The 23,348-nt window shown below is 68.4% G+C and carries 23 protein-coding genes; 10 read left to right on the top strand and 13 right to left on the bottom strand.

Annotated features, from left to right (window positions below; all coding sequences use genetic code 11):
* Nucleotides 1-60: 60 nt before the first annotated feature.
* Complete coding sequence (locus ACIRGA_RS12485) at nt 61-849, bottom strand: hypothetical protein (RefSeq protein ID WP_400939935.1); 789 nt, start codon at nt 847-849, stop codon at nt 61-63.
* Nucleotides 850-915: 66 nt separating this feature from the next.
* Here ACIRGA_RS12485 and purS point away from each other — a divergent pair, with 66 nt between their 5' ends.
* Both purS and purQ read left to right on the top strand, forming a co-directional pair.
* Nucleotides 916-1,155, top strand: a complete 240-nt coding sequence (gene purS / locus ACIRGA_RS12490) for a phosphoribosylformylglycinamidine synthase subunit PurS (protein ID WP_276365134.1) — start codon at nt 916-918, stop codon at nt 1,153-1,155.
* On the top strand, nt 1,152-1,829 hold the full coding sequence (purQ, locus tag ACIRGA_RS12495) for a phosphoribosylformylglycinamidine synthase subunit PurQ (protein WP_400939939.1): 678 nt from the start codon (nt 1,152-1,154) through the stop codon (nt 1,827-1,829). The genes purS and purQ overlap by 4 nt, the downstream gene beginning before the upstream one ends.
* Before the next feature lie 58 nt (nt 1,830-1,887).
* On the opposite strand, the gene ACIRGA_RS12500 is transcribed toward purQ, so the two are convergent.
* On the bottom strand, nt 1,888-3,615 hold the full coding sequence (locus ACIRGA_RS12500) for an ABC transporter ATP-binding protein (RefSeq protein WP_400939941.1): 1,728 nt from the start codon (nt 3,613-3,615) through the stop codon (nt 1,888-1,890).
* Nucleotides 3,612-5,237, bottom strand: coding sequence for an ABC transporter ATP-binding protein (locus ACIRGA_RS12505; RefSeq protein WP_400939944.1), 1,626 nt, complete (start codon nt 5,235-5,237; stop codon nt 3,612-3,614). The genes ACIRGA_RS12500 and ACIRGA_RS12505 overlap by 4 nt, the downstream gene beginning before the upstream one ends.
* A 119-nt stretch (nt 5,238-5,356) precedes the next feature.
* Here ACIRGA_RS12505 and purL point away from each other — a divergent pair, with 119 nt between their 5' ends.
* A complete protein-coding gene (gene purL, locus ACIRGA_RS12510; protein ID WP_400940324.1) occupies nt 5,357-7,639 on the top strand; it encodes a phosphoribosylformylglycinamidine synthase subunit PurL in 2,283 nt (760 codons plus the stop codon).
* A 367-nt stretch (nt 7,640-8,006) separates the two neighbouring features.
* Here purL and ACIRGA_RS12515 read toward each other — a convergent pair whose 3' ends face one another.
* The 6 genes from ACIRGA_RS12515 to ACIRGA_RS12540 form a co-directional block, all read right to left on the bottom strand.
* On the bottom strand, nt 8,007-8,843 hold the full coding sequence (locus ACIRGA_RS12515) for a hypothetical protein (protein WP_400939946.1): 837 nt from the start codon (nt 8,841-8,843) through the stop codon (nt 8,007-8,009).
* Nucleotides 8,843-9,949 carry a pentapeptide repeat-containing protein gene (locus tag ACIRGA_RS12520; protein ID WP_400939949.1) on the bottom strand — a complete coding sequence of 369 codons (1,107 nt, stop codon included), beginning with the start codon at nt 9,947-9,949 and terminating at the stop codon, nt 8,843-8,845. Before ACIRGA_RS12520 ends, ACIRGA_RS12515 begins: the two co-directional genes overlap by 1 nt.
* On the bottom strand, nt 9,946-10,740 hold the full coding sequence (locus ACIRGA_RS12525; protein ID WP_400939952.1) for a Twin-arginine translocation protein TatA: 795 nt from the start codon (nt 10,738-10,740) through the stop codon (nt 9,946-9,948). The genes ACIRGA_RS12520 and ACIRGA_RS12525 overlap by 4 nt, the downstream gene beginning before the upstream one ends.
* Before the next feature lie 174 nt (nt 10,741-10,914).
* Complete coding sequence (locus ACIRGA_RS12530) at nt 10,915-11,763, bottom strand: lysozyme (protein ID WP_400939954.1); 849 nt, start codon at nt 11,761-11,763, stop codon at nt 10,915-10,917.
* Between the two features lie 192 nt (nt 11,764-11,955).
* Complete coding sequence (locus ACIRGA_RS12535) at nt 11,956-12,771, bottom strand: lysozyme (RefSeq protein ID WP_400940326.1); 816 nt, start codon at nt 12,769-12,771, stop codon at nt 11,956-11,958.
* 104 nt (nt 12,772-12,875) lie between these two features.
* The gene (locus tag ACIRGA_RS12540) at nt 12,876-13,493 is read right to left on the bottom strand and encodes a type VII secretion system-associated protein (protein ID WP_400940327.1); all 618 of its coding nucleotides are present in this window, start codon (nt 13,491-13,493) and stop codon (nt 12,876-12,878) included.
* Between the two features lie 53 nt (nt 13,494-13,546).
* On the opposite strand from ACIRGA_RS12540, the gene ACIRGA_RS12545 reads away from it, so the two are divergent.
* The gene (locus tag ACIRGA_RS12545; RefSeq protein WP_073845766.1) at nt 13,547-13,927 is read left to right on the top strand and encodes a sterol carrier family protein; all 381 of its coding nucleotides are present in this window, start codon (nt 13,547-13,549) and stop codon (nt 13,925-13,927) included.
* Nucleotides 13,928-14,008: 81 nt separating this feature from the next.
* Here ACIRGA_RS12545 and ACIRGA_RS12550 read toward each other — a convergent pair whose 3' ends face one another.
* Nucleotides 14,009-14,806 carry an SAM-dependent methyltransferase gene (locus ACIRGA_RS12550; RefSeq protein WP_400939958.1) on the bottom strand — a complete coding sequence of 266 codons (798 nt, stop codon included), beginning with the start codon at nt 14,804-14,806 and terminating at the stop codon, nt 14,009-14,011.
* A 202-nt stretch (nt 14,807-15,008) separates the two neighbouring features.
* On the opposite strand from ACIRGA_RS12550, the gene ACIRGA_RS12555 reads away from it, so the two are divergent.
* The 6 genes from ACIRGA_RS12555 (at nt 15,009) to arfB (ending at nt 20,578) form a co-directional block, all read left to right on the top strand.
* On the top strand, nt 15,009-15,887 hold the full coding sequence (locus tag ACIRGA_RS12555) for a helix-turn-helix domain-containing protein (protein ID WP_400939961.1): 879 nt from the start codon (nt 15,009-15,011) through the stop codon (nt 15,885-15,887).
* A gap of 284 nt (nt 15,888-16,171) precedes the next feature.
* Complete coding sequence (locus tag ACIRGA_RS12560) at nt 16,172-16,411, top strand: DUF397 domain-containing protein (RefSeq protein ID WP_005152616.1); 240 nt, start codon at nt 16,172-16,174, stop codon at nt 16,409-16,411.
* Nucleotides 16,395-16,796, top strand: coding sequence for a hypothetical protein (locus ACIRGA_RS12565; RefSeq protein WP_400939963.1), 402 nt, complete (start codon nt 16,395-16,397; stop codon nt 16,794-16,796). Before ACIRGA_RS12560 ends, ACIRGA_RS12565 begins: the two co-directional genes overlap by 17 nt.
* A gap of 215 nt (nt 16,797-17,011) precedes the next feature.
* Entirely contained in the window at nt 17,012-18,550 is a 1,539-nt protein-coding gene (gene purF / locus ACIRGA_RS12570) for an amidophosphoribosyltransferase (RefSeq protein WP_400939965.1), read from the top strand.
* Between the two features lie 30 nt (nt 18,551-18,580).
* Nucleotides 18,581-19,651 (top strand): phosphoribosylformylglycinamidine cyclo-ligase, encoded by a 1,071-nt coding sequence (gene purM, locus ACIRGA_RS12575; protein ID WP_400939968.1) that lies wholly within the window; start codon nt 18,581-18,583, stop codon nt 19,649-19,651.
* A gap of 495 nt (nt 19,652-20,146) precedes the next feature.
* On the top strand, nt 20,147-20,578 hold the full coding sequence (gene arfB / locus ACIRGA_RS12580; protein WP_400939971.1) for an alternative ribosome rescue aminoacyl-tRNA hydrolase ArfB: 432 nt from the start codon (nt 20,147-20,149) through the stop codon (nt 20,576-20,578).
* Here the strand turns inward: arfB and ACIRGA_RS12585 are convergent.
* From ACIRGA_RS12585 to ACIRGA_RS12595, 3 genes are all read right to left on the bottom strand, one after another.
* On the bottom strand, nt 20,567-21,325 hold the full coding sequence (locus tag ACIRGA_RS12585; RefSeq protein WP_400939974.1) for a GNAT family N-acetyltransferase: 759 nt from the start codon (nt 21,323-21,325) through the stop codon (nt 20,567-20,569). The two genes, arfB and ACIRGA_RS12585, sit on opposite strands and share 12 nt — an antisense overlap.
* A 179-nt stretch (nt 21,326-21,504) precedes the next feature.
* The gene (locus ACIRGA_RS12590) at nt 21,505-22,158 is read right to left on the bottom strand and encodes a VanZ family protein (protein ID WP_400939977.1); all 654 of its coding nucleotides are present in this window, start codon (nt 22,156-22,158) and stop codon (nt 21,505-21,507) included.
* A 222-nt stretch (nt 22,159-22,380) separates the two neighbouring features.
* Nucleotides 22,381-23,280, bottom strand: a complete 900-nt coding sequence (locus tag ACIRGA_RS12595; RefSeq protein ID WP_400939979.1) for a Gfo/Idh/MocA family protein — start codon at nt 23,278-23,280, stop codon at nt 22,381-22,383.
* Nucleotides 23,281-23,348 lie beyond the last annotated feature (68 nt).

Below are 23,348 nucleotides of genomic sequence, written 5' to 3' on the forward strand. Positions count from 1 at the left end.
GGCTCATCTTGGCCCAGCGCCGCGCTCCGAGCATCCCCCAGACGAAGGATCGGTGCGAGCTCAGTCGGAGTCGGGTGAAAAAGAAGCCACGCAGGGGCCGCCCTCGGCGTCGTCCTCGGTCTCGACCCGGCCGGGCTTCCGGACGCCGTCGACCTCGCCGGCGAGGTGCAGGATCGTCTGCTTCGCGGTGGTCAGCACGTCGGCCTTGTCGACGGTGTACTTCGCCTCGCCGTGGATGATCTGCTGCACGCCGTCGCGCGTCGTGTCGGGCACCTTCTCGCACAGCACGGACAACGCCGCCGGGATGTCGCGCGCGTTGATCGCGTCGACGAACTTGTTCCCGGCCTCTTCCCCGGTCGTGACGTCGGGGCGGGGCGACGGTTTCGTCTCGATGCCCGGCAGCGGCTCGGGCTCGCCGCCGATCTTGGCGTCGCGCACGCACCAGCCGCCCTCGCCGGGGATCATCGCGATCCCGACGGTCTGGCCCCCGGCGGTGAACGCCGCCGAGTACTCCTGCGCCGCACGCTGGTGCGCGGGCGTGCTCAGCTGTGCGCCTTCGGAGACGGCCATCATCTGCTCGAAGGTGTAGGACCGCTTCGAGCGGATCGGGCACCAGAGCTGGCTGACACGGCCTTCGCCCACGCCGTTCACGAACGACTGGCCCAGCTGCTCCGGCGTCGCGCGCGAGGTGGTGTCGGCCTTGGCCTTGAAGAACCCCGGCGTCACGAAGCCGGTGAACGCGACACCGCCCGCGATCAGGACGAAGACCAGCGCCAGCGTGATCCAGAGCCCGGTCTTCGACTTCTTCGGCGGCGGCGTGTACCCGTACTGCGGTTGCCCGTAGGTCATGCGGCAACCGTAGTGAAGTAGGCTCGGGCGGTACCCACGACCTGCGTGAATAAGGAGCAGCCTGCCGTGGCCCGAGTCGTCGTCGACGTCATGCCCAAGCCCGAAATCCTCGACCCGCAGGGCCAGGCCGCGCTCGGCGCCGCCGGCCGTCTCGGCTTCACCGGCATCGCCGGGATCCGTCAGGGCAAGCACTTCGAGATCGAGGTCGACGACTCCGTCGACGACGCGACGCTCGAAAAGATCGCCGAAGGTTTCCTCGCGAACCCCGTGATCGAGCAGTGGACCATCAAGCGGGTGGACGCGTGAGCGCCCGCATCGGGGTCATCACCTTCCCCGGCACGCTCGACGACGGTGACGCGGCCCGCGCGGCCCGCTACGCCGGCGCCGAGGCCGTGCCGCTGTGGCACGCCGACGAGGACCTCAAGGGCGTCGACGCCGTCGTCGTCCCCGGTGGCTTCTCCTACGGCGACTACCTGCGCGCCGGCGTCATCGCCCGGTTCGCGCCGGTGATGTCGTCGGTGATCGAAGCCGCCCACAAGGGCATGCCGGTGCTGGGCATCTGCAACGGCTTCCAGATCCTGTGCGAGGCCGGGCTGCTGCCGGGCGCGATGATCCGCAACGCGGGCCTGCACTTCATCTGCCGTGACCAGTGGCTGCGCGTCGAAAACAACGACACCGCGTGGACCACCCGGTACGACAAGGGTGCCGAGATCCTCATCCCGATGAAGAACATCGACGGCTGCTTCGTCGCCGAGCAGGCCACCCTCGACGAGCTGGAGGGTGAGGGGCGCGTGGTGTTCCGCTACGTCGGCGGCAACCCGAACGGCTCGCGCAACGACATCGCCGGGATCCGCAGCGAGAACGGCCGCGTCGTCGGGCTCATGCCGCACCCGGAGCACGCCATCGACGCCCTCACCGGGCCCTCCGATGACGGCCTCGGCATGTTCTACAGCGCCGTGGACGAGCTCGTTTCCGCCTGACGACACTCCGCATTTCGTCCTCTAAATGCGTGATACCGCATTTAGAGGACGAAATGCGTCAGGAGGCGGCAGCGACCAGGGCCGCGTAGGGACCTCCGGCCGCCAGCAGCTCCGCGTGCGAACCCAGCTCGGTCACCCGGCCGCCCTCGATGACCGCGACCCGGTCCGCCGCGGCCGCCGTGTGCAGCCGGTGCGCGATCGCGATCACCGTGCGCCCTTCGAGCACCGCGCTCAGCGACCGCTCCAGCTCCCGGGCCGAACCCGTGTCCAGCAGCGACGTCGCCTCGTCGAGCACCAGCGTGTGCGGATCGGCCAGCACGACCCGCGCCAGCGCCAGCTGCTGCGCCATCGCCGCCGGGACGGCGACCGCGCCGGCCCCGACCTTCGTGTCCAGCGCGTCCGGCAGGCTCGCCACCCACTCCGAAGCGCCGACCGAGGCCAGCGCGGCCAGCAGCCGGTCGTCGGACCAGTCCCCGGCCGGGAGCGTGAGGTTGTCCCGCAGCGTCCCCGCGAACACGTGCTGCTCCTGCGTCAGCAGCAGGACCTCGCCGCGCAGGACGTCGTCCGGCAGCGTCGACACCTCGGCGCCGCCGATCCGCACCGAACCCGACGTCGGCGCCGACATCCCGGCCAGCAGCCGTCCCAGCGTCGACTTGCCGGCACCGGACGGCCCGACGATCGCCAGCCGTTCACCGGCGGGCACCCGAAGGTCGATCCCGTGCAGCACCTCGCGGTCCGCGTTGTAACCGAAGCGCACGTCGGTGACCTCGATGTCCTGGCCGCGTGGGGCCTCTGAAGCCTCACAGGAAGGCGGAGCGGGCCGCACACCCAGCAGCCGCCGCAGCGAGACCCCCGCGACCTGCATGTCCGCGAGCCAGAACAGCGCCTCGTTCAGCGGTCCCGTCATGACCTGCGAGTACAGCAGCATCGCGGTGATCGTGCCGAGCCCTTCCCAGCCGTTCGAGTAGGCGAGCAGGCCCAGCCCGAGCATCACCGGCACCGGCAGCACGTAACTGATCTCCAGCGACGGGATCCACCGCATCTGCAGCGCCCGGACCTCGCGCTCGCCCAGCATCGCCGCGTCGAGACCGTCGTGTCCGGTCCGGATCCGGCGGCCGGTCAGGTTCAGCGCCTCGGCCGTCCGCGCGCCCTCCGCGGTCTCGTGCGTGGTGGACTGCAGCTCGGACCATTTGTCCAGCATCCGCCGCATCACGTCCGGGATCCGCCGCTGGTACCAGATGTTCACCGGCACCAGCAGCGGCAGCGCGACCAGCAGGCCCAGTGCCAGGAACGGCGACGTGAGCACCATCGCCACCACGGTGAACACCACCGTGACGGCGGCGATCAGGATCTCCGGCGCACCGAAGCGCACCGCGTGGTCGATGCGGCTGACGTCGGTGGTCGCCCGGCTGAGCAGGTCACCGGTGCCCGCGGCCTCGACCGTCCCGAGCGGCAGGTTCAGCGCGTTCCCGACGAACTCCTCGCGGTTCTTCGCCAGGATCCGCTCGCCGAACACCCGCGCGCGAAGCCGTGCCAGACCCTTGAACCACGCCTGCGCGCCCAGCACGACCACGAACGCGACGGCGAGCCAGGTGATCGTCGCGGTGGTCGTGCCTTCGACGACCTCGTCCACCAACGCGCCCAGCAACTGTGGCCCGGCCAGCCCGATCGCGGTCGCGACGCAGAACAGCCCGAGCATCACGGAGAACTCGCGCTTGTTGGCGCGCGCGGTCTCCTTGATCCAACGTCTTACGTCTTTCTTGTCTGCCAGCGGCAGCTTCTTCATGCCGGTACTTTCGTACTCACGACCACATCGGCCACATGTGTCCACAGTGGACTTTGACTGAACACGACGGTGGTCTTGCCGCGCCGCAGCTTCGCGACGCGTTCGGTTATGCGGGCTTCGGTATGCGCGTCGACGGCCGAGGTCGGCTCGTCGAGCAGCAGGACGTCGGCGTCGGTCGCCAGCGCGCGGGCCAGGTTCAGCCGTTGCCGCTGACCGCCGGAAACCTCACGTCCGCGTTCGCCGATCACCTCGTCGACGCCGTGGGGCAGCGCGTCCACGATGTCCTCGGCGTCCGCCGCGTACAGCGCTTCGGTGATCTCGACGTCGCCGGGCTCGGTGGGGCTGACTTGCTCGCGCAGCACACCGGAGAACCAGATGTCCTGGTTGTGCGCGAACACGACCCGCCGTCGCAGCTCGTCGAGCGCGACCCGGTCCACCGGAACCCCGCCGACGAGGGCAGGTTCACTCGGATCGGTGAACCGCGCCATCCGCGATGCCACCGCTTCGGCGTCGGCACCGACGTCGACGACGGTCAGCTTCCCGGCCTCGACCTTGATCCCGGACGTCTCGTCGTACAGGTCCAGCGGGCCTTCCGGCAGCGGCACCGGATGCTCCGGCTCGGCGAGCGTGCGTTCGGTGGACAGCAGTTTGCACACCTTCCGCGCCGAAACCAGCGCGGCGCTCAGCACGCCCGCGAACTCGGTCGCCGTCGTCACCGGGATCACCAGGAACACCGAGACGCCGTAGAACGTGATCAGCTCGCCGACGCCGATGGTGCCGTCGATCGCCAGCTGCGCGCCCAGCCAGGTGATGACCACCGTGACCAGCCCCGGCAGCGCGACCTCCGCCGCCGAAAGCCACGCCTCGCTGCGCCCGACCTGGACGCCGGCCGCGCGGACCCGCTGGCTGGAGCGGCGGAAGCGGTCGAGGAACTGCTTCTCGCCGCCGACACCGCGAAGGATCCGCAGGCCGGAGACGATGTCCGCCGCCAGCGCGTTGACCTGCGTCTTCTCCTCGCGCTGCTTCGTCTGGCGCTTCTCCAGCGGCTTCAGCAGCGGCCCGATGCCCACCACCGCCAGCGGGACCCCGATCAGCGCGACCACGCCGAGCAGCGGGGACGTCGTCAGCAGCGCCGTCGCGCACACGATGAACGCGATCAGCGAACCGAAGGCCCGCCCGAGCACCTCGAAGGAGTCACCGATCGGGTTGATGTCGCTGGTGGTGATCGCGACCACGTCACCCGTGGTGGTCGTGTCGCGCAGGTTCGCGCCCAGCTTCGCCGCGTGTTCGGTGGCGAGCCGCTGGGTCACCCCGGCGCCGTGGATCCAGCAGCCGTAGGACGCGAAATGCTGCACCGTCCCCGCGATCGTCTGCGCGATCCCGAGCCCGGCGGCCGCGAGGCCCCACAGCCAGACGGAATCGCCGTCGCCGCGGCCGATCGCGTCGATACCCCGGCCGATCGCGACCGGCAGGAGGGCGATCGGCAGCGACCACAGCGCACCGCTGATCGCCGAGACGGCGAGCAGTCCCGGGCGCGCGAGCATCATCCTGACCAGGTACCGCCAGGCGGTCGGCTTGGCGGGCAGGCGTAGTCGCGGAAGGGGATATGTGGCGGAAAGCACGATTATCGACGGTAAGCGGATCACCGCCGCGGGCGCGACCGATTTATCCGTGGGCGACCGCAGGCGGCCTTAAACGCTCGCCTATTCTGGCGGCCGTGGCGAACCCTGATGCGGACACCGTGACCAGCACCGTTGACACCACTCAACACGCCGAGGCGACCCCCGAGCAGACCCAGCCGTACGTCGAACTCGGCCTCGCCGACGACGAGTACGCCCGGATCCGGGAGATCCTCGGCCGCCGTCCGACCGACGCCGAACTGGCGATGTACTCGGTGATGTGGAGCGAGCACTGCTCGTACAAGTCCTCGAAGAAGCACCTGCGCTACTTCGGTGAGACGGCCACTCCCGAAATGAAGGAAAAGATGCTCGCCGGCATCGGCGAGAACGCGGGCGTCGTCGACATCGGCGAAGGCTGGGCGGTCACCTTCAAGGTCGAGAGCCACAACCACCCGTCCTACGTCGAGCCGTACCAGGGCGCCGCGACCGGCGTCGGCGGCATCGTGCGCGACATCATGGCGATGGGCGCGCGTCCGCTCGCGGTGGCGGACGCGCTGCGCTTCGGCCCGGCGGACGCCCCCGACACCCGCCGTGTGCTGCCCGGTGTGGTCGCCGGCGTCGGCGGCTACGGCAACTGCCTCGGCCTGCCGAATATCGGCGGCGAGCTGGTGTTCGACCCGAGCTACTCGGGGAACCCGCTGGTCAACGCCCTGTGCGTCGGTGCGATGCGCGTCGAAGACCTGCACCTGGCGTTCGCCTCGGGCAAGGGCAACAAGATCATCCTGTTCGGCGCGCGCACCGGCCTCGACGGCATCGGCGGCGTGTCCGTGCTCGCCAGCGACACCTTCTCGGGCGACGAATCTTCGGGCGGCCGCAAGAAGCTGCCCAGCGTCCAGGTCGGCGACCCGTTCACCGAGAAGGTGCTCATCGAGTGCTGTCTCGAACTGTTCGCACAGAAGCTCGTCGTCGGCATCCAGGACCTCGGCGGCGCCGGGCTCTCCTGCGCGACGTCCGAGCTCGCGGCCGCCGGTGACGGCGGTATGCACATCTACCTCGACCGGGTTCCGTTGCGGGCCACCGGGATGACCCCGGCGGAGGTGCTCTCCAGCGAGTCGCAGGAGCGCATGTGCGCGGTCGTCTCGCCGGAGAACGTCGAGGCGTTCATGAAGGTCTGCGAGAAGTGGGACGTCATCGCCACCGACATCGGCGAGGTCACCGACGGCGAGCACCTGGTCATCACCTGGAACGACGAGATCGTCGTCGACGTCCCGGCGCACACCGTGGCGCACCAGGGCCCGGTGTACGACCGTCCTATCCAGCGTCCGTCCACACAGGACGCCCTGCAGGCCGACACCTCGGCGAAGCTGCCGCGTCCGTCCACTTCGGACGAACTGCGGGCCGACATCCTCAAGCTCATCTCGTCGCCGAACCAGGCGTCGAAGGAATGGGTGACCTCCCAGTACGACCGCTACGTGCGCGGCAACACCGTCTCCGCACAGCCGTCGGACTCCGGCGTCATCCGGATCGACGAATCGACCGGCCGCGGTGTCGCCGTCTCGACGGACTGCAACAGCAAGTTCGTCTACCTCGACCCGTACGAGGGCGCGAAGCTCGCGCTGGCCGAGGCGTACCGCAACGTCGCCACCAGTGGCGCGAAGCCGGTCGCGGTGTCGGACTGCCTGAACTTCGGCGCGCCGACCGACCCGGGCGTGATGTGGCAGTTCGAGCAGGCCGTGCACGGTCTGGCCGACGGCTGTGTCGAACTCGGCATCCCGGTCACCGGCGGCAACGTCAGCTTCTTCAACCAGACCGGTGACGTGGCCATCCTGCCGACCCCGGTGGTCGGCGTGCTCGGCGTGATCGACGACGTCACCCGCCGCATCCCCACCGGGATCGGCGCCGAGGCCGGGGAAACCCTGCTGTTGCTGGGCGAGACCCACGACGAGCTGGACGGTTCCGCGTGGGCGCGCGAACTGCACGGCCACCTCGGCGGCCGCCCGCCTCGCGTGGATCTGGCGCGGGAGAAGCTGCTCGCCGACATCCTCATCGCCGGTTCGCGCGACGGCATGATCTCCGCCGCGCACGACATCTCCGACGGCGGCCTGATCCAGACGCTCGTCGAGACCGTCCTCATCGGACAGTGCGGGGCCCGGGTCTTCCTCGACGCGGAGCAGGATCCGTTCGTGCAGCTGTTCTCCGAGTCCGCGGGCCGGGTGCTGGTCGCCGTGCCGCGCACCGAGGAACTGCGGTTCACCGAGATGCTGACCGCGCGCGGCCTGCCGTGGCGCAAGACCGGTGTGGTGGACCCGGAATCGGGCTCGCTCGAACTCCAGGACATCACGGAGTTCACGCTGGACGAGCTTCGGGAGACCTGGGAGAAGACGCTGCCGGAGTTGTTCGACTAAAACTCGTGAGTGGTAAGTGTCGTTCTAACGACACTTATTGAGGGGTAGTCAAATATGGCGCGCCGCGCACCCTTTGCGGCCTGGGTTCGCGCTGACCGACGAGGGGCGACCGCGCCATGAATGTCCACAAGGGACACTCTTTGGGCTGCAAGTGTCTGGTTTGGGTAGTATGCACGGTTTCATAAGGGGGTCGTGAGTGGCAATGAGGGTTAGAACCCTCATTGCCACTCACGACCTCGGCCAGGATCGTATAAATAGACATAAAACAAACGCCGCACAGTCGAAGAATGTCCCTTGTGGACAATCAGCGGCGCTTAGGCGTCAGCGAAGAGGGGCCACGCCACGTTTGACTTACCCCTACTACCACTCACGACATCTTCGAACCGTCCGCGAACTTCGCGCCCTCGACCGAAGGTGGCTCCGCGAAAGTGGCCACGCTGAAGTCGACGGGTTGCTCCACGACGAGATGGTTCAGCGAGACCTTGCGTTCGAAGCTCGCCCTCGTGAGGTCGAGTGTCCCGTGGATGGTCACGTCGTTGAGCAGGAACTTCCCGGAAACCTGGGCGTCGGTGAGATCCAGGTAGCTCGCCACCTCGCAACGATCCGCGCCGAACCAGCCGACCCGCCTGCCGAGCAGACCCAGCTTGTCGAGCCGCGCGTCACTGAGGTTGAGCGAAAGCGTCGGCCCGGTGCTCCCGGCGTGGGGGAGGATGTCGCGGATCAGCCGCTCGGCCGCGCGCCGGACCAGCCGTTCGCGTTCCGCGGCCGCCTCGGTTTCCTTGTCCCACTTGGTATCGCTCGGGAACTTCGGATGGTCGAACGGCCGCCGCAGGTAGGCGCACAGCACGTCGAGCACCGTCTGCCGGTACTCCGGCCGCGTCCTGGCCAGCCCCGCGAGCGAATGCATCGCCCCGACCCGGACCTGATCGGCCTCGTTGCCCAGCAGTTCGATCGACTTGGCGAACCGCTCGTCGGAGATCCGGCTGCGCTCGATCTCGTGCCGGTCCTCTTCGGTGCGCCTTCGCCGGTCGTTGAGCCAGAGCCCGTAGAGCGCGGCGATCGCCCCACCCGCCAGCGCTCCGGTCTTGAGCGCGTCGCCGCGGCTGGTCGCGCGATCCGTGAGCAGCCAGGCGGTGACGCCGACGAGCACCACGACCGACGACAGCAGAGTCCACAGCAACGGGGACTTGAGCAGGCGTCTCATCAGTCCTTCACCGTGAGCCGGGCGCGACCGTCCGGCAGGGTCTCGATCGACCAGCCCGCCGGGAGTTCGTGGTCCCTCGACGGTTCCACCGACGTGTTGTACAGGGACACCGTGCCGGGTGGCTCACGGAAACTCAGATCCGCGAAGCCCTCGAACCGCGCACGGCGCAGATCCAGCGGCCCCTCGAACCCGGCGCCGGCGAAGATCGCGTCCTTCGCGAAAACGCTGTCCTTGAAGGACGTTTCGCCGGCGAACGTCGTACCGCGGAACTCGACGTCTTCGCTGAACTGCGCTCCGCTGAACCACGCCCGCTGCTCGAACTTGGCCTCGTCGCACCGGAAGTAGCCGATCAGCTTCTTCTCGGCCGTTCCCGCGCCGGTCAGGTACACCGGTCCGGCGAACACGCAGCCGGACAGGTTGGTGCTGCTGTACAGACCGGCGTAACGGAGCAGCAGCTTGCCGATCTTCCGCTCGGAAAGATCGAAGTACTCCAGGACCGCGCCGGTCAGGTCGAGGTCGTAACCGGGCGCGTCCTCGGCGTCCGCGGCCGGGAGCAGTTCCCCGATGAGCCGCTGGGCGGTCTGCCGCACCTGGAGTTCCTGCTCCTGCTCGGGATTCCCGGTCTCCGGCCGCTTGGTGCCGTGCTGCTTCGCCTCTTCGCCGTACCGCGGATGCTCGAACGGCCGCCGCAGGTACGAGCACAGGATGTCGAGCACGGTCTGCCGGTACAGCTCGCGGCCGCGGGCCAGCCCCGCCAGCGCGTGCAGGGCCCCCACCCGCACCTGGTCGGCGTCGTGCCCGAGCAGTTCGACGGCCTTCGCGAACCGTTCGTCCGAGATCCGGTCCCGGTCCTGGTCGGCCCGCCGCAGCTCGAGCTCCTGCCGCTGTCGCTCGACCTCCTGCCTCCGCTCCTCGACGCGGCGCCGCCTGTCGTTGAGCCACAACGCGTACAGCGCGACGATGGCTGCTCCGGCGACGCCGCCGGTCTTCAGCGCTTCACTGCGGCTGGTCGCCGGATCCGTCAGCAACCAGCCGCCGACCGCGATCAGCAGGACGAACGAGAGGACGAACGTCCAGAGCAGCGGGGAACGGAGCAGCCGCCTCATCGAACCTTGGAGACGAGAATCGAGGAGACGCACCAGGAACCGGACTGGCTCTGCGCGAACATCGTTCCCTTGGCGTCCGCACCTTCGACCTTGCCGGTGAGCTCGGCCATGACGAGGTTGGTCGTCCCCTGCGTCCGCTTGACCTCCGCCGTGGAGCCGGGCGGAAGGAAGACGTCGAGCACGGAGCCCATGCTCGCCCGCCGGTTTTCACAGGCCAGGGCGATCGCCCCGGGCCGGTCGCCCGACGAGATCTTGGCGAGGAAGTCCTGGATGACCTTGACGCCCTCGGGATCGCCGGAGCTGCCGGCGGTTTCGGTGCTCCGCGGGCTGCTCCTGGGCGAGCTCGACTTCGGGCTGCTCTTCGGCTCGGACGTCGGCGCGGGCTCGGACGACGAGGGCGGCGCGGCCACGGGCTCGTCCTTGCTCAGCAGGAAGCCCGGCGCCACGAATCCGGTGATGCCGAACGCGACCAGCACCACCACGCCGATCGCGATGCCGATGATCAGTCCGGTCTTGCTCTTCTGCGGCGGCGGGGGCGGGCCGCCGAAGCCCTGCTGCTGGTAGCCCTGGGCGTTCGGGTCCCAGCCTTGCTGCGGCTGCTGCTGGTACTGCTGGGTCTGGTCCCAGCCCTGCTGCGGCTGCTGCTGGTACTGCTGCGTCTGGTCCCAGCCCTGCTGCTGGCCGTATTGCTGCGGCTGACCGTATTGCTGGTTCGGGTCCCAGCCCTGCTGAGGCTGCTGTCCCTGGGGGTCCTGGCCGTAGGGCTGGCCTGGCTGGGGTGGGTAGGTCATCGGTCTCGCCTTCCGTACTGGGGCCTGAGGCTGGAGATCAGACGACCGGCGGTCAGCGCTGGTTCCGGATCCGCCCGTGCCAGGGGTTTCAGTGCATTCTGCTCGGAAGGTACCTCGCGCGCGAAAACGGCTCCCGACCGAGGCCGGGAGCCGTTTCTTCACGGAATGCGCAGCTCAGCCGTTGGCCAGCGCCTGCAAGCGGTCGTAAGCGCCGTTGAAGGTGTTCTGGTCGAGCGGGCTGGAGGTGTACTGCCACACGGTGTAGAAGCTCCAGCCGTAGGGCAGCGCGCCCACGGTGGACGCGTAGCGCGCGATCCACAGCGGGACCGTGCCGCCGAAGTTCTGCGACGAGCCGACGCAGGTGCTCCACCAGCTGGTCGAGGTGTAGATGACGGGCCAGCGGCCGGTGCGCGCCTTGTACCGGTCATGGAACGCCCGGATCCAGGACCCCATGGCGGATTGGCTCAGGCCGTAGCAGGTCGCGCCGTACGGGTTGTATTCCATGTCCAGCGCGCCCGGGAGGGTCTTGCCGTCCTTGGACCAGCCGCCGCCGTTGTTGATGAAGAAGTCGGCCTGCGCCGCGCCGCTCGACACGTTCGGCAGGGCGAAGTGGTAGGCGCCGCGGATGAAGCCCTTGTTGTAGGAACCGTTGTACTGCTGGGCGAAGTACGGGTTCTTGTAGCTCGTGCCTTCGGTGGCCTTGGTCCACACGAAGCGCTTGCCCTGGTTCCACCAGTAGTTCCAGTCGACGTTGCCCTGGTAACTGGCCACGTCCATCCCCGCGACCGTCGCGAGCACGCCGACCTCGGGCTGCGGCTGGGCGGCCTTGGCCTTGGACTCAGGGGTGGAAGTGTCGCCTTCCACGCGCCGGATCTGCGATCCGATCGTGTGGTCGTTCTGCTGGAGATCCTGTTCGATCGACATGATCTCGGGGGACGGGGCGGCGGCCGACGCCTGGACCGTGCTGCCGAGCAGGAGCAGCGCGGAGCCGACGGCGATGGCGATTCTTCGGGAAGTGCGCATTACGACAATCCCTTCACGGATAACCCTCGCTGAGGACGGCAACCTTGCAGGTGGTAGCCGTCCGGGCACGATTGTTGACGATGAGTGCCGGGTTTGTCACTAACTTCCGTGAAATTGGTACTACGCGTGGGTGATTTTCATTTCCAAGTAGGCCGGGTTATGTGATCTTGTAACACCCACTCGGGTGAGTGCTCAGCCGAGCGAGAGCGCGCGCACGCGCTCGACCGTGCCGTTGAACCAGTTCTGGTCGCCGGGCAGGCTGCCCTTGTTCGCGAACTGCCAGATGGTCTGGTGCTTCCAGCTCGCGGGCAGCTCGCCGATCTCCGTGTTGTAGCGGGCGATCCACAGCGGGTTCTGCCAGAAGACGTTGCTGTTGCCGGTGCAGCGCTTCCACCAGTTCGTCGACGTGTAGATCGCCGGATGCCGCCCGGTCCGCCACAGGTACGTCTCGGCGAACGACGCCATCCACGCGACCATCTGCGCCGGCGTCTTGCCGTAACAGGTTTCGCCGTACGGGTTGTACTCGACGTCGAGCGCGCCCGGCAGTGTCTTGCCGTCGCCGGACCAGCCGCCACCGTGGTCGACGAAGTAGTGCGCCTGCGCCGCGCCGTCCGAGATGTCGGGGCGCGCGAAGTGGTACGCGCCGCGGATCAGGCCGGCGCCGTAGGAACCGTTGTACTGCTGGGGAAACCGGGGATTGACGAAGCCGGTGCCCTCAGTCGCCTTCACGTAGACGAACTTCGCGCCGGTCCTGGCCGCGCCGGGCCAGTCGACGTCGCCCTGATGACCGCTGACGTCGTGGCCGAGCGTCTGCGCCTCGGCGCCGTACAGCGGCCCCACCGAGACGTTGACGCCTTCGTGCAGCGCGATCTGTGAACCGGCGTAGTGCTCCTCTGCCCCGTCGTACCTGGGCCCGCTTTCCCGTGCGACGGCGGGGGTCTGCGCGAGCAGCAAAACCCCCGCCGCGAGGACGGCCCCCCAGCCTTTCGAACACACTCTGCGACTCATCACGTCGCCACGATCCCCCGGGAAAAGGGAATCAGCGACTCGAACATCACCCGAAAGAGTTGCGTTCGACCTGAATGAATTGGGCCGAGTGGGTTAATCGAGCCCTAACGACGCTCGTCCGAAAGGGCTTTGTCGAGGTGCTCCGAGGGGATGATCGCGGTGAGCCGGTCGTGGGGATTGATCGTCACCGGGTGCCCGGCGAGCAGCGGGACCATGTCCCGGCCCAGCACCGCGCGGGCGTGCGGCCATTCGCGCGGGACCAGCGATTTGGCCGTGTACGCGGGCACGAGCACCTTGCCGTCGATGTTGTGGAAGCCGATCACCGTGCGCTGCACGGGGGAAAGGGCGTAGACGAACAGCGTCGAGTCGAGGATGACCCGCGGCAGGTCGGCGGCCGGGCGGTGGTTCGTGCGCACCAGCTGGAGCAGCTGCTCCAGCTCGTTGCGCGGCTCCGGGAAACCGAGCGCCTTGGGCGAGGGCCGGTAGCGGTCGTTGGGGTGGAAGTCCTCGACGATCTCGCCCCCGCCGTTCACCGGGTACGCGCCGACGACCGCCCAGGACGGCACGGGGCCGTCGGGGTCGAAGGCCTCGTCGATGACGTAAAGCCAGCTGTTCGGGTTGGCCTTGGCGTTCGCGCGCATCTCTTCGGTGATCTTCGGCTTCTTCTTGCCCGCCGGGCTCGACGCCAACCGATCCGCCTCGTCCCGCTGCGCCATCGCCATCCCCACGTTCCGGGTGCCTGAAGGTTTGTTCGCGCTCACTCTACTGTTCTCCCATGGCCTCTTCGCGTACGGTCGACCCCGCTGAGTTACGAGCCGCGATCGCGGCGATTTCCCCCTGGTTGAGCGGATCCGGTCCGGAACCGGCCCGTCCCGAGCTGGCCGCGGCGGTGCGGCTGAGCCTGCGGACGCTGGCCGGGGACGCCCCGGGGAAGAGTGTCGAAGTGCGGGTGCCGCCGTTCGCGGCTGTGCAGTGTGTCGAAGGATTGCGCCATACGCGCGGGACCCCGCCGAACGTCGTCGAAACGGATCCGCGCACCTGGCTGGAACTGGCGACCGGGCTGCTCGGCTGGGCCGACGCCGTCGAATCGGGGCGGGTCACCGCCTCCGGGAGCAGGGCCGATCTGGCCCGCTGGCTGCCCCTGGTCCGCCTCTGAACCCGCCTGGCGTGCAAGGAAAGGTCCTTTCCTCGCGAATTTCGCAAGGAAAGGACCTTTCATTGCAGCCAGAAGGCGGCCTTAAACCTTGCGGCCGATGCCGCCCGAGATCGTCCGCTGCGCCGCGTTCAGCTCCTTGATCCGCGGGCCGTCCGGCCACCAGTCCACGCACAGCTTGACGCCGGGCTCGACCATCTCGAGGTCGTGGAACAGCTCCTCGATCTCGGCCTTGGTGCGGAAGGTGCCGGAGCCCATCGGGCTGTGGATGAAGAAGTCCTCCATCTTGCGGGCGGTCTCGGACAGCTCGTCCTCCGGGTCGGAGAAGTGCGAGATCGCCACGTACGAACCCGACGGCAGCGCGTCGATGTACTTCTTCATGATCTTGGCGGGCTGGTCGTGCGGCCCGTTGTAGTGGTGCAGGGTCCCGAGCTGCAGCAACGCGATCGGCTGCGTGAAGTCGATGTGCCGGAGGACGTCCGGGTTCTGCAGGATCCGCTCCGGCTCGAAGATGTCGTCCGAGACGAAGTGCGTGTTCTCGTTCTCCTCGAGCAGCGCGCGCCCGTGGGCGAGCACCACCGGGTCGTTGTCGACGTAGACGACCTTGATCTCCGGGTTGATCCGCTGCACGACCTGGTGCGTGTTCTCGGCCGTCGGCAGGCCGGACCCGAGGTCGAGGAACTGCGTGATGCCCGTCTGGCTGGCGAGGAACCGGCAGGCCCGGATCAGGAAGCCGCGGTTCTCGGTCGCCAGGTCCTGCGCTTCGGGGGCGGCCTGCTGGACCTTGCGCAGCACCTCCCGGTCGATCTCGTAGTTGTCCTTGCCGAGCAGGAAGGCGTCGTACACCCGGGCGATGCTGGCCCGGGTCGGGTCGACACCCACGGGCACTCGTTCCGTCCGGGTCGGGGCGTCGGGCATCTTGAACCTCACAAAACTGTGTCGGAAGTCTCGGGCTCTACGTAGAGTAGAACCACGTACGCGACGGGTAAACCGAGCCGTCCCTGTCGTGTCGAGGTCCAAACGTGTACTTTCAGTAATCGGCTTGTTCCCTGGCGAGTGTTGGCGTACGAAAGGTCCCCGGTCGATGAACGCGGTCACCCCGCCCGGCGGTGAGCAGTCACTGGGTCCCACCGCGCGACGGATGATCCTCGGCTCTCAGCTCCGTCGGATGCGTGAGGACGCGGGTATCACGCGCCAGGAGGCCGGCTACAGCATCCGCGGTTCCGAGTCGAAGATCAGCCGTCTCGAGCTCGGCCGCGTCGGCTTCAAGGAACGCGACGTCGCCGATCTGCTGACCATGTACGGGATGACCGATCCCGGTGAGCGGCAGCAGTTCCTCGACATGGTCAAGGAGTCGAACGAGCCGGGCTGGTGGCGCCGCTACGGCGACCTGATGCCGAGCTGGTTCAACGACCTCGTCGGGCTCGAAGAGGCCGCGGCCCGTATCCAGGTGTGGGAGCCGCTGTACGTCACGGGTCTGCTGCAGACCGAGGACTACGCGCGGGCGATCATGAGCCACGGCCGCAAGGACATGGTCAACGAGCAGATCGATCGCCGGGTCGCGCTGCGGATGCGGCGCCAGAAGATGCTGTCGCGGCCGGACGCGCCGCGGCTGTGGCTGGTGCTCGACGAGTCGGTGCTCCACCGGCCGATCGGCGACCGCGAGGTGCTGAAGGCCCAGATCGACCACCTGCTGGAGATGATCCAGCAGCCGAACATCTCGGTGCAGATCCTCCCGTACGACCGGAGCGGCTACTCCGCGGACAGCGCGTTCTCGCTGCTCAGGTTCGCGGAAGAGGAATTGCCCAACATCGCCTACACCGAGTACCTGACCGGCGCGCACTACATCGACAAGCGCGACGAGATCGAGCGGTACAGCCGGGCGCTGGACATGCTCGCGGTCGACGCGGAGACGCCGGACCGCAGCCGCCAGATGCTGATGAAGCGCCGCGCCGAAATCTGAGCCGCTCACCGTTGTGGGGCTGACCGCCGTTCCGGGGACGGCCGGGGTTTTCTTGCGTGCACCCGAAATTCCGTCAACGAGTGGTAGTTGTTCACCCATTGGGGGCTGCGCCCGTCACCCTTTAGTGGAACGGCTGAGGACTTAAGTCATCACTGCCCGCGAGTTCTGCAAAAACTTCTGCACGTGCATTTACCGCTGCAGTCACACGTGCTAACTTTGGGATCACAGGCAAATGCACATGCAGATGCATCGCCCTAAGTCTTCTGTCGGGGAAGGTGGGGACCATGGCTGAACAGTTCGACAACGGCATCCCGGCCGATCGTCTTACCGGCGCGCAATGGCGCAAAGCGAGCTACAGCAACGCGATCGGCAACTGCGTGGAGGTGGCACCGCTCGCGTCCGGCGAGATCGCGATGCGCAACTCGCGCTTCCCGACCGGTCCCGCCCTCATCTACACCCAGGCCGAGATGGCCGCGTTCCTCGCGGGCGCCAAGGACGGCGAATTCGATGACGTTCTCGGGTGACACCATCACCGCGGAAATCACGGACATCGAAAGCGGCCTGCAGGAACTGATCCACCGCGGGTACCAGTTCGTGCACCCGTGCGACGCGAACGGCGAGGTCATGGCCGTGGTCGGCGTGCGAGTCCACGACAACGTGGTCGACGTGGTCCGGCTCAACGCCGAGGACGACGTCGTCGCGACCCGCATGCCGGGCACCGAGGAGGACATCCTCGAGCCCGACGTCTGGTTGTGGCGGTCCGCCGGCGACGCGGCGACGGTGCTGACGGCACTGCTCGCGCTCCCGGACGAGCGCACGCCCGGCGCGCTGTACCTCCCGGAGACCGCGGCCAAGGGCTGCTGGGTCCCCGGCCGCGGCGGCACGTCCAAATGGCTGGCCGCGGGCTAGCCATCTCCCAAGCACAGCCGACCGCCTCTGTCGAGGGGGAGCGGTCGGCTGGTCGGGGGTCGTGAGTGACGGGTCTTGACACCCGCCTGTCACTCACGGTCACTGTGCTGTCCCAACTTGAAGCGTGTCCAGTGCCACTTCGCGCGGCGCGTTGATCTCGTGCCCACCGTTTACACTGGTGGCGGCCTGCCCTCTTTCTCCCTGGGAGCACCTCGGTGGTTTCCGACCCGTCCCTCGCCGGACAGCCCGTGACCGACCAGCCCGATCCGGAACCCCGCGAGGAATGCGGCGTCTTCGGTGTCTGGGCGCCCGGAGAAGAGGTCGCGAAGCTGACCTACTACGGGCTCTACGCACTTCAGCACCGCGGCCAGGAAGCGGCCGGCATCTCGGTCTCCGACGGTTCGCAGATCGTCGTCTTCAAGGATCTCGGCCTGGTCAGCCAGGTGTTCGACGAGCAGGTCCTGCAGTCGCTGCAGGGACATATCGCCGTCGGGCACTGCCGCTACTCGACCACCGGCGCGACCATCTGGGAGAACGCGCAGCCGATCTTCCGCACCACCGCCACCGGCAGCGGGTTGTCCTTCGCGCACAACGGGAACCTCGTCAACACCGCCGAGCTGCGGGATCGCACGGTCGAGGCCGGGCTCAAGCCGCACGCGGGGCTGACCGGTTCGTCCAGCGACTCCGACCTGGTGTGCGGGCTGCTCGCGGCCAACGCCGCGGACAAGGGCATCGAAGCCGCCGCGCTGGAACTGCTGCCCACCCTCAAGGGCGCGTTCTGCCTGGTCTTCGCGGACGAGTCCACCCTGTACGCCGCGCGCGACCCGCACGGTGTGCACCCGCTGGTGCTCGGCAGGCTCGAACGCGGCTGGGTGGTCGCGAGCGAGACGGCCGCGCTGGACATCTGCGGCGCGTCGTTCGTCCGCGAGGTCGAGCCCGGTGAGCTCATCGCGATCGACGCCGAGGGTCTGCGCTCCTCGCGCTTCGCGAACCCCGAGCCCAAGGGCTGCGTCTTCGAGTACGTCTACCTCGCGCGCCCCGACACCTCGATCGCCGGCCGCAGCGTGCACGCCACCCGCGTCGAGATCGGCCGCAAACTCGCCGCCGAGCATCCCGCCGACGCCGACCTGGTCATGCCGGTGCCCGAATCCGGCACCCCGGCCGCCATCGGGTACGCGCAGGGCTCCGGCATCCCTTACGGCACCGGCCTGGTGAAGAACGCCTACGTGGGCCGCACCTTCATCCAGCCGTCGCAGACCATCCGCCAGCTGGGCATCCGACTGAAGCTGAACCCGCTGCGCGACGTCATCCGCGGCAAACGGCTCGTGGTGGTCGACGACTCCATCGTCCGCGGCAACACCCAGCGCGCCCTGGTCCGCATGCTGCGGGAGGCCGGCGCGCTCGAAGTGCACGTCCGGATCGCGTCGCCGCCCGTCCGCTGGCCGTGTTTCTACGGCATCGACTTCGCCTCCCGCGCCGAACTGGTGGCCAACGGCGTCGACCTCGACGGCATCCGCCGCTCCATCGGCGCCGACACCTTGGGCTACATCTCCCTGGACGGGCTGGTCGCGGCGTCGGAGCAGCCGAAGTCGCGGTTGTGCACCGCGTGCTTCTCCGGCGAGTACCCGATCGCGCTGCCCGAAGACGCGCTGATCGGGAAGCACCTGCTGGAGAGCCTGGACTCGGTGAATGGCGCGGCGAAGCCCGTCAGCGCTGCCGGGTACGGTGCTGAGGACGCCATCCGGCGTCCCTAGACCTCTCTTCCAGAGTTGGAGTCCGCTTCCGTGAGCGAGTCCACGAGCGCCACGTACGCCGCCGCCGGCGTCAGCATCGACGCCGGCGACAAAGCCGTCGAGCTGCTCAAACCGCACGCCGAGAGGGCCACGAGGCCCGAGGTGATGGGCGGCGTCGGCGGTTTCGCCGGGCTGTTCTCCCTGAAGCTGGACAAGTGGAAAGAGCCGGTGCTGGCCTCGTCGACCGACGGGGTCGGCACCAAGATCGCCGTCGCTCAGGCGCTCGACAAGCACGACACGGTCGGCATCGACCTGGTCGCGATGGTCGTCGACGACCTGGTCGTCACCGGCGCCGAGCCGCTGTTCATGCAGGACTACATCGCCGTCGGCAAGGTCGTCCCGGAGAAGATCGCGGCGCTGGTCGGCGGCATCGCCGAGGGCTGCGTCCAGGCGGGTTGCGCGCTGCTCGGCGGCGAGACCGCGGAGCACCCCGGCCTGATGGGCGAGCACGACTACGACCTTTCGGGCACCGGGATCGGTGTCGTCGAAGCGTCGAACGTGCTCGGCCCGGAGCGGGTCCGCCCCGGAGACGTCGTCCTCGCGCTCGGCTCGTCCGGCCTGCACTCCAACGGCTACTCGCTCGCCCGGCACGTGCTGCTGGAGATCGCGCGTATGCCGCTCGACGGGCACGTCGAGGAGTTCGGCCGCTCGCTGGGCGAGGAGATGCTGGAGCCGACCAGGATCTACGCCAAGGACTGCCTCGCGCTGGCGGCCGAAGCCGACGTCCGCACGTTCGCGCACGTCACCGGCGGTGGCCTGGAGCAGAATCTCGCCCGCGTCATGCCTCGCGGCCTGGTCGCGCGGCTCGAACGCGGCACCTGGACCCCGGCGCCGGTGTTCGCGCTGATCGGCCACCGCGGCAAGGTCGAACGCGCCGAGCTGGAGAAGACGTTCAACATGGGCGTCGGCATGGTCGCGATCGTCGGCGCCGACGACGTCGACCGCGCGCTGGCGATGCTGACCGCGCGGCACGTGCCGGCGTGGATCCTCGGCGACGTGCAGCCCGCGGAAGACCCGGACGGCCCGCGCGCCGTGCTCTCCGGTGACCACCCCCGCTTCTGATTTATCGAGGGGTAAGGCGAACACTGCCTGGACCCAGGCCGCGGTACATGAAGGCCCCCTTCCTTGCGCCAGGCGCAGTGAAGGGGGCCTTCATGTACTTGGGGAAGGTGTGAAGGTCGAGTTTCCTCGGCTGAGCCGAGGGAAGGGGTCCTTCACGCGGAGCCGCTGTGACTGCTGGGGCTGGTGGTGTTGCTGAGGCCGCGGGTGGCGATCGTGGTGTCCGTGAAGGCCTCCTTCCCTACCTTCAGGGTAGGCAAGGAGGCCTTCACGAGCCCGCGACCCCTGGCCACCACCTTCAGTAGGTACCTAAGACACCCTTGGCCCTAACCCGAAACGCCACTCACGACCCGTGCTTGACCAGGGCCGAAGGCTCCTTTCACCGCATGAGACGCGGCGAAGGGAGCCTTCATCCCACCCACCATGGGCCGCCCGAGAAAACGCCACGTTCGACCTTCGGCTCAATAACTGCTTGAGCCCGGGTGACACACTGGACCCGTGGCTGATGACGTGGTGATCGGCACCCGGTTCGTGATCCCGGGTGCCGAATTGAGCGAACGGTTCTCCCGGTCTTCGGGTCCGGGTGGGCAGGGCGTGAACACCACGGACTCGCGGGTCGAGCTGTCCTTCGACGTGGCCGGTTCGGCGTCCGTCCCGGAGCACCTCCGGGCCCGGATACTGGACCGGCTTTCGTCGCGCCTGGTCGACGGCGTCGTCACGATCGCCGCGTCCGAACACCGCTCCCAGCTGATGAACCGGGAAGCCGCGCGGGCCCGGCTGGTGATGCTCCTGACGGACGCGTCGGCGCCCCCGGCCGCCAAACGGCGTCCCACCAAACCCTCACGAGGTTCGAAGGAACGCCGCCTGGCGTCGAAGAAGCGCCGCGGCGAGGTCAAGAAGTCACGCCGCGGCGGCTATTCAGATGATTGACAGGTGCACGCATTCGGCCGCGGTCGTGAAGCCGACCCGGCCGTAGACGCGTTCCGCCTGCCCTGCACCCGGCGTCAGGAACACCGACCGGCCACCGCGCGCGTGGGCTTCACGCGTCAGGTACTCCGTCATCGCCGCGGCGATCCCGCGGCTCCGGTACTCCTCGATCACCCCGATCCCGGCGACCTCCGACGCGCCGTCGAGGATCGCGGTCGCCACGCCGCCGCCGACGCATTCACCGGTTTCGGTGAGCGCCATGACGGAGATCGTCTCGCCGTTCAGCTGGGCGGGTGACGGCTCGACGTGCTCGCCGGGGTCGGGCTCGCCGAACGCCACGTTCTGCGCCCGGATCATCGGCCGGAGTTCGGCGGGCGTCTTCGGCATGACGAGCGTGATCCCGGCGGGAACCGGCTGCTCGACGACCTGCGACGGCGGGCAGATCATCAACGGGACCCGCCGTTCCAAGGTGTAGCCGCCTTCGACGAGCACGGCTTCCGCCTCGGGAGCGGCTTCGGTCAAGAACTCCAGCCGCGGCGTGAGACCGCGTGCGCGGAACGCCTCGGAGAGCTTCGCGACATCCTCGGCGGACGGAACACCGCCGTTGTCGGGGATCGCGTAGTTGAGGAACATGTGGTCGTTCCCGGTCGTGTAGGTGGCCAGGAACGGCCCGATCCGCTCGGTTTCGCGGAATTTCGCCGCGGTGACGCGGATGTAGGACTGCAGAGCGCCGATCGTCTCGGAAAGCACTGGTGGAAGGCCTTTCGGGCAAGAGGAAGAGACGCACGGGAGGATCCGCGTGCGTGGTGGAGCTGGCTTGTGCGCCGGCTAGCTCGTGCCGACGCCACCGAAGGCGTCAGGCATGAGGCATCCCTCTTTCTTGCTGCGTAGGGCTTTCGCGAATCACTCTCGCACGACGGTCAACCGGTTTACCTCCGCTGCCGATGCGCGATGCTCGAATACCGCTCGTCCCACACCGAGCGGGGAACCCGCATCCGGACGGGCGCGTCGCACACCCGCCGGACCTGCGCCGGGATCGCCACTGGCGGCTGGACGTCCAGGCGATGCCACAGCCGTTTGCTGAACGCCGCGCCCGCGATGGCGCCCAAGGTGTTCAGCAGGATGTCGTCCGCCGAGGTCACCCTGCCCGCCTGGATCAGATATTGCGTCCCCTCCACCAGCACCGAGACGGCCAGCGCGCCGAGCGCGATCCGGCCCAGCGACCGCAGACGGCGAGCCCGCACCGGGAGGAGAGCGCCGAGCGGGCTCAGCATGAGGACGTTGCCCAGCGCCTGCCAGAGATTGGCGCTGTCGTCCAGGGCGAGGCGCAGGTCGGTGCCGGGTTGCAGATTCAGCGTGCTGCCCCGCGCGCCGGCCACTGGCATGGTGACCAGGCACAACACCAGGAAGCAGGCCAGAACGAGCGTCATGTCGACTGCGGCCGTCGCCGAGGCGGAGAACGGGTCGGCCCGTCTTCGTCGCCGTCGATGCGCCGCGAGGAGCGGCCACCCGAGCAACGCGTACGGAATCGCGATGATCGTCAACGGGATCATCCCGCCGAAAGCGCGGAGCAGCTCACCCATGGCCTTCCTTTCCGGAGCGCCCAAGATCACCTTCGCATCGCAAGATCGACTCGGCAGGCCGGAGCGACCTCACTATGAGGTGATCTTTTCCGGTCGCGGAAAAGGTTTTCCCATGCTGAAGACCGTCCACAAAGGAGCCTGTGGACAAACCTGTGGACGGCCGCGAAGTAACCGGAAGAAGGCCTTGTCGCACAAGGAAAAGCCTTGTGGGTGACCTGTGTACTACTTGCCGTGTCCGGCGAGCTCCCGCGCGTGTTCGAGCAGCTTCTGGAGGTGCAGCCCGCGACGCACGTCACACGGGTGCGAGGTCGTCCCGCTCGCGGCCATCGCGGCGAAATCGTCGAGGAGCGCGGTGTACGACTCGCCCGCCGAACCCGGCTTCCGGCCCAACGTGCGGTAGCCGTGCTCGCCGTAAACGGCCACTTCGACGACCGTCGGCTGGATCGGCAGCCGCAGCGACAGGGTCGCGGTACTGGTCGCGCCACCCTCGTGGGCTAACAGCAGTTGCCACAGATCGTCATCGGTCCGGTTCGCCGCGAGCACGTCGGTGATCTCGCCGAGCGCTGCGTCGAGCAGATCGAGCGCGTGCGGGCCGATGTCGGCGAGCGCGCCGGAGTCGTGGCGCCACGCCGAGGACTGGTACTGCCCGCCGAGCAACGCGCCCGAAAGCCAGCGCGCTCCGCCGCCCCGCCAGCCGCCCGCTTCCTTGATGCCGTCGAGCCACTCGCGGGTCATCGGGGAGAACCGCAGGATCAGGACCACGAGGGCGGCCACGCCGGCGGCCTCCACCGCGTCCGCGAGCCGCCGCGCGCCGTCGAGATCCGCGGCGATCGGCTTCTCCAGGATCAGATGCTTGCCGGCCTCGGCCGCGCGGACCGCCAGCTCCGCCTGAACGGCGGGCGGTACGGCGAACGCGACCGCGTCCACCTGGTCGAGCAGCTCGTCGAAGCTGTCGACGGCTTGGGCGCCATGCGCCTCGGCCAGCTCCTTAGCGGCCTCGGGACGCCTGGCCCAGACCGCGCGCAACGTCGTCCCGGGGTGATCGGCGAGACCTGGCGCGTGCACCGTCTTCGCCCACGGACCGGCACCGACCAGACCCGCGCGCAGCTGTCCCTGTCCCACGCCCCCGAGTCTAGGGCCCCGCGTTCAGTCCTCTGGATGCGGTAGTTGCGCGCGCAAGAAACGCATCC

Origin of the sequence: Amycolatopsis sp. NPDC102389 (genome assembly GCF_044765885.1) — a bacterium.
Taxonomy (GTDB): domain Bacteria; phylum Actinomycetota; class Actinomycetes; order Mycobacteriales; family Pseudonocardiaceae; genus Amycolatopsis.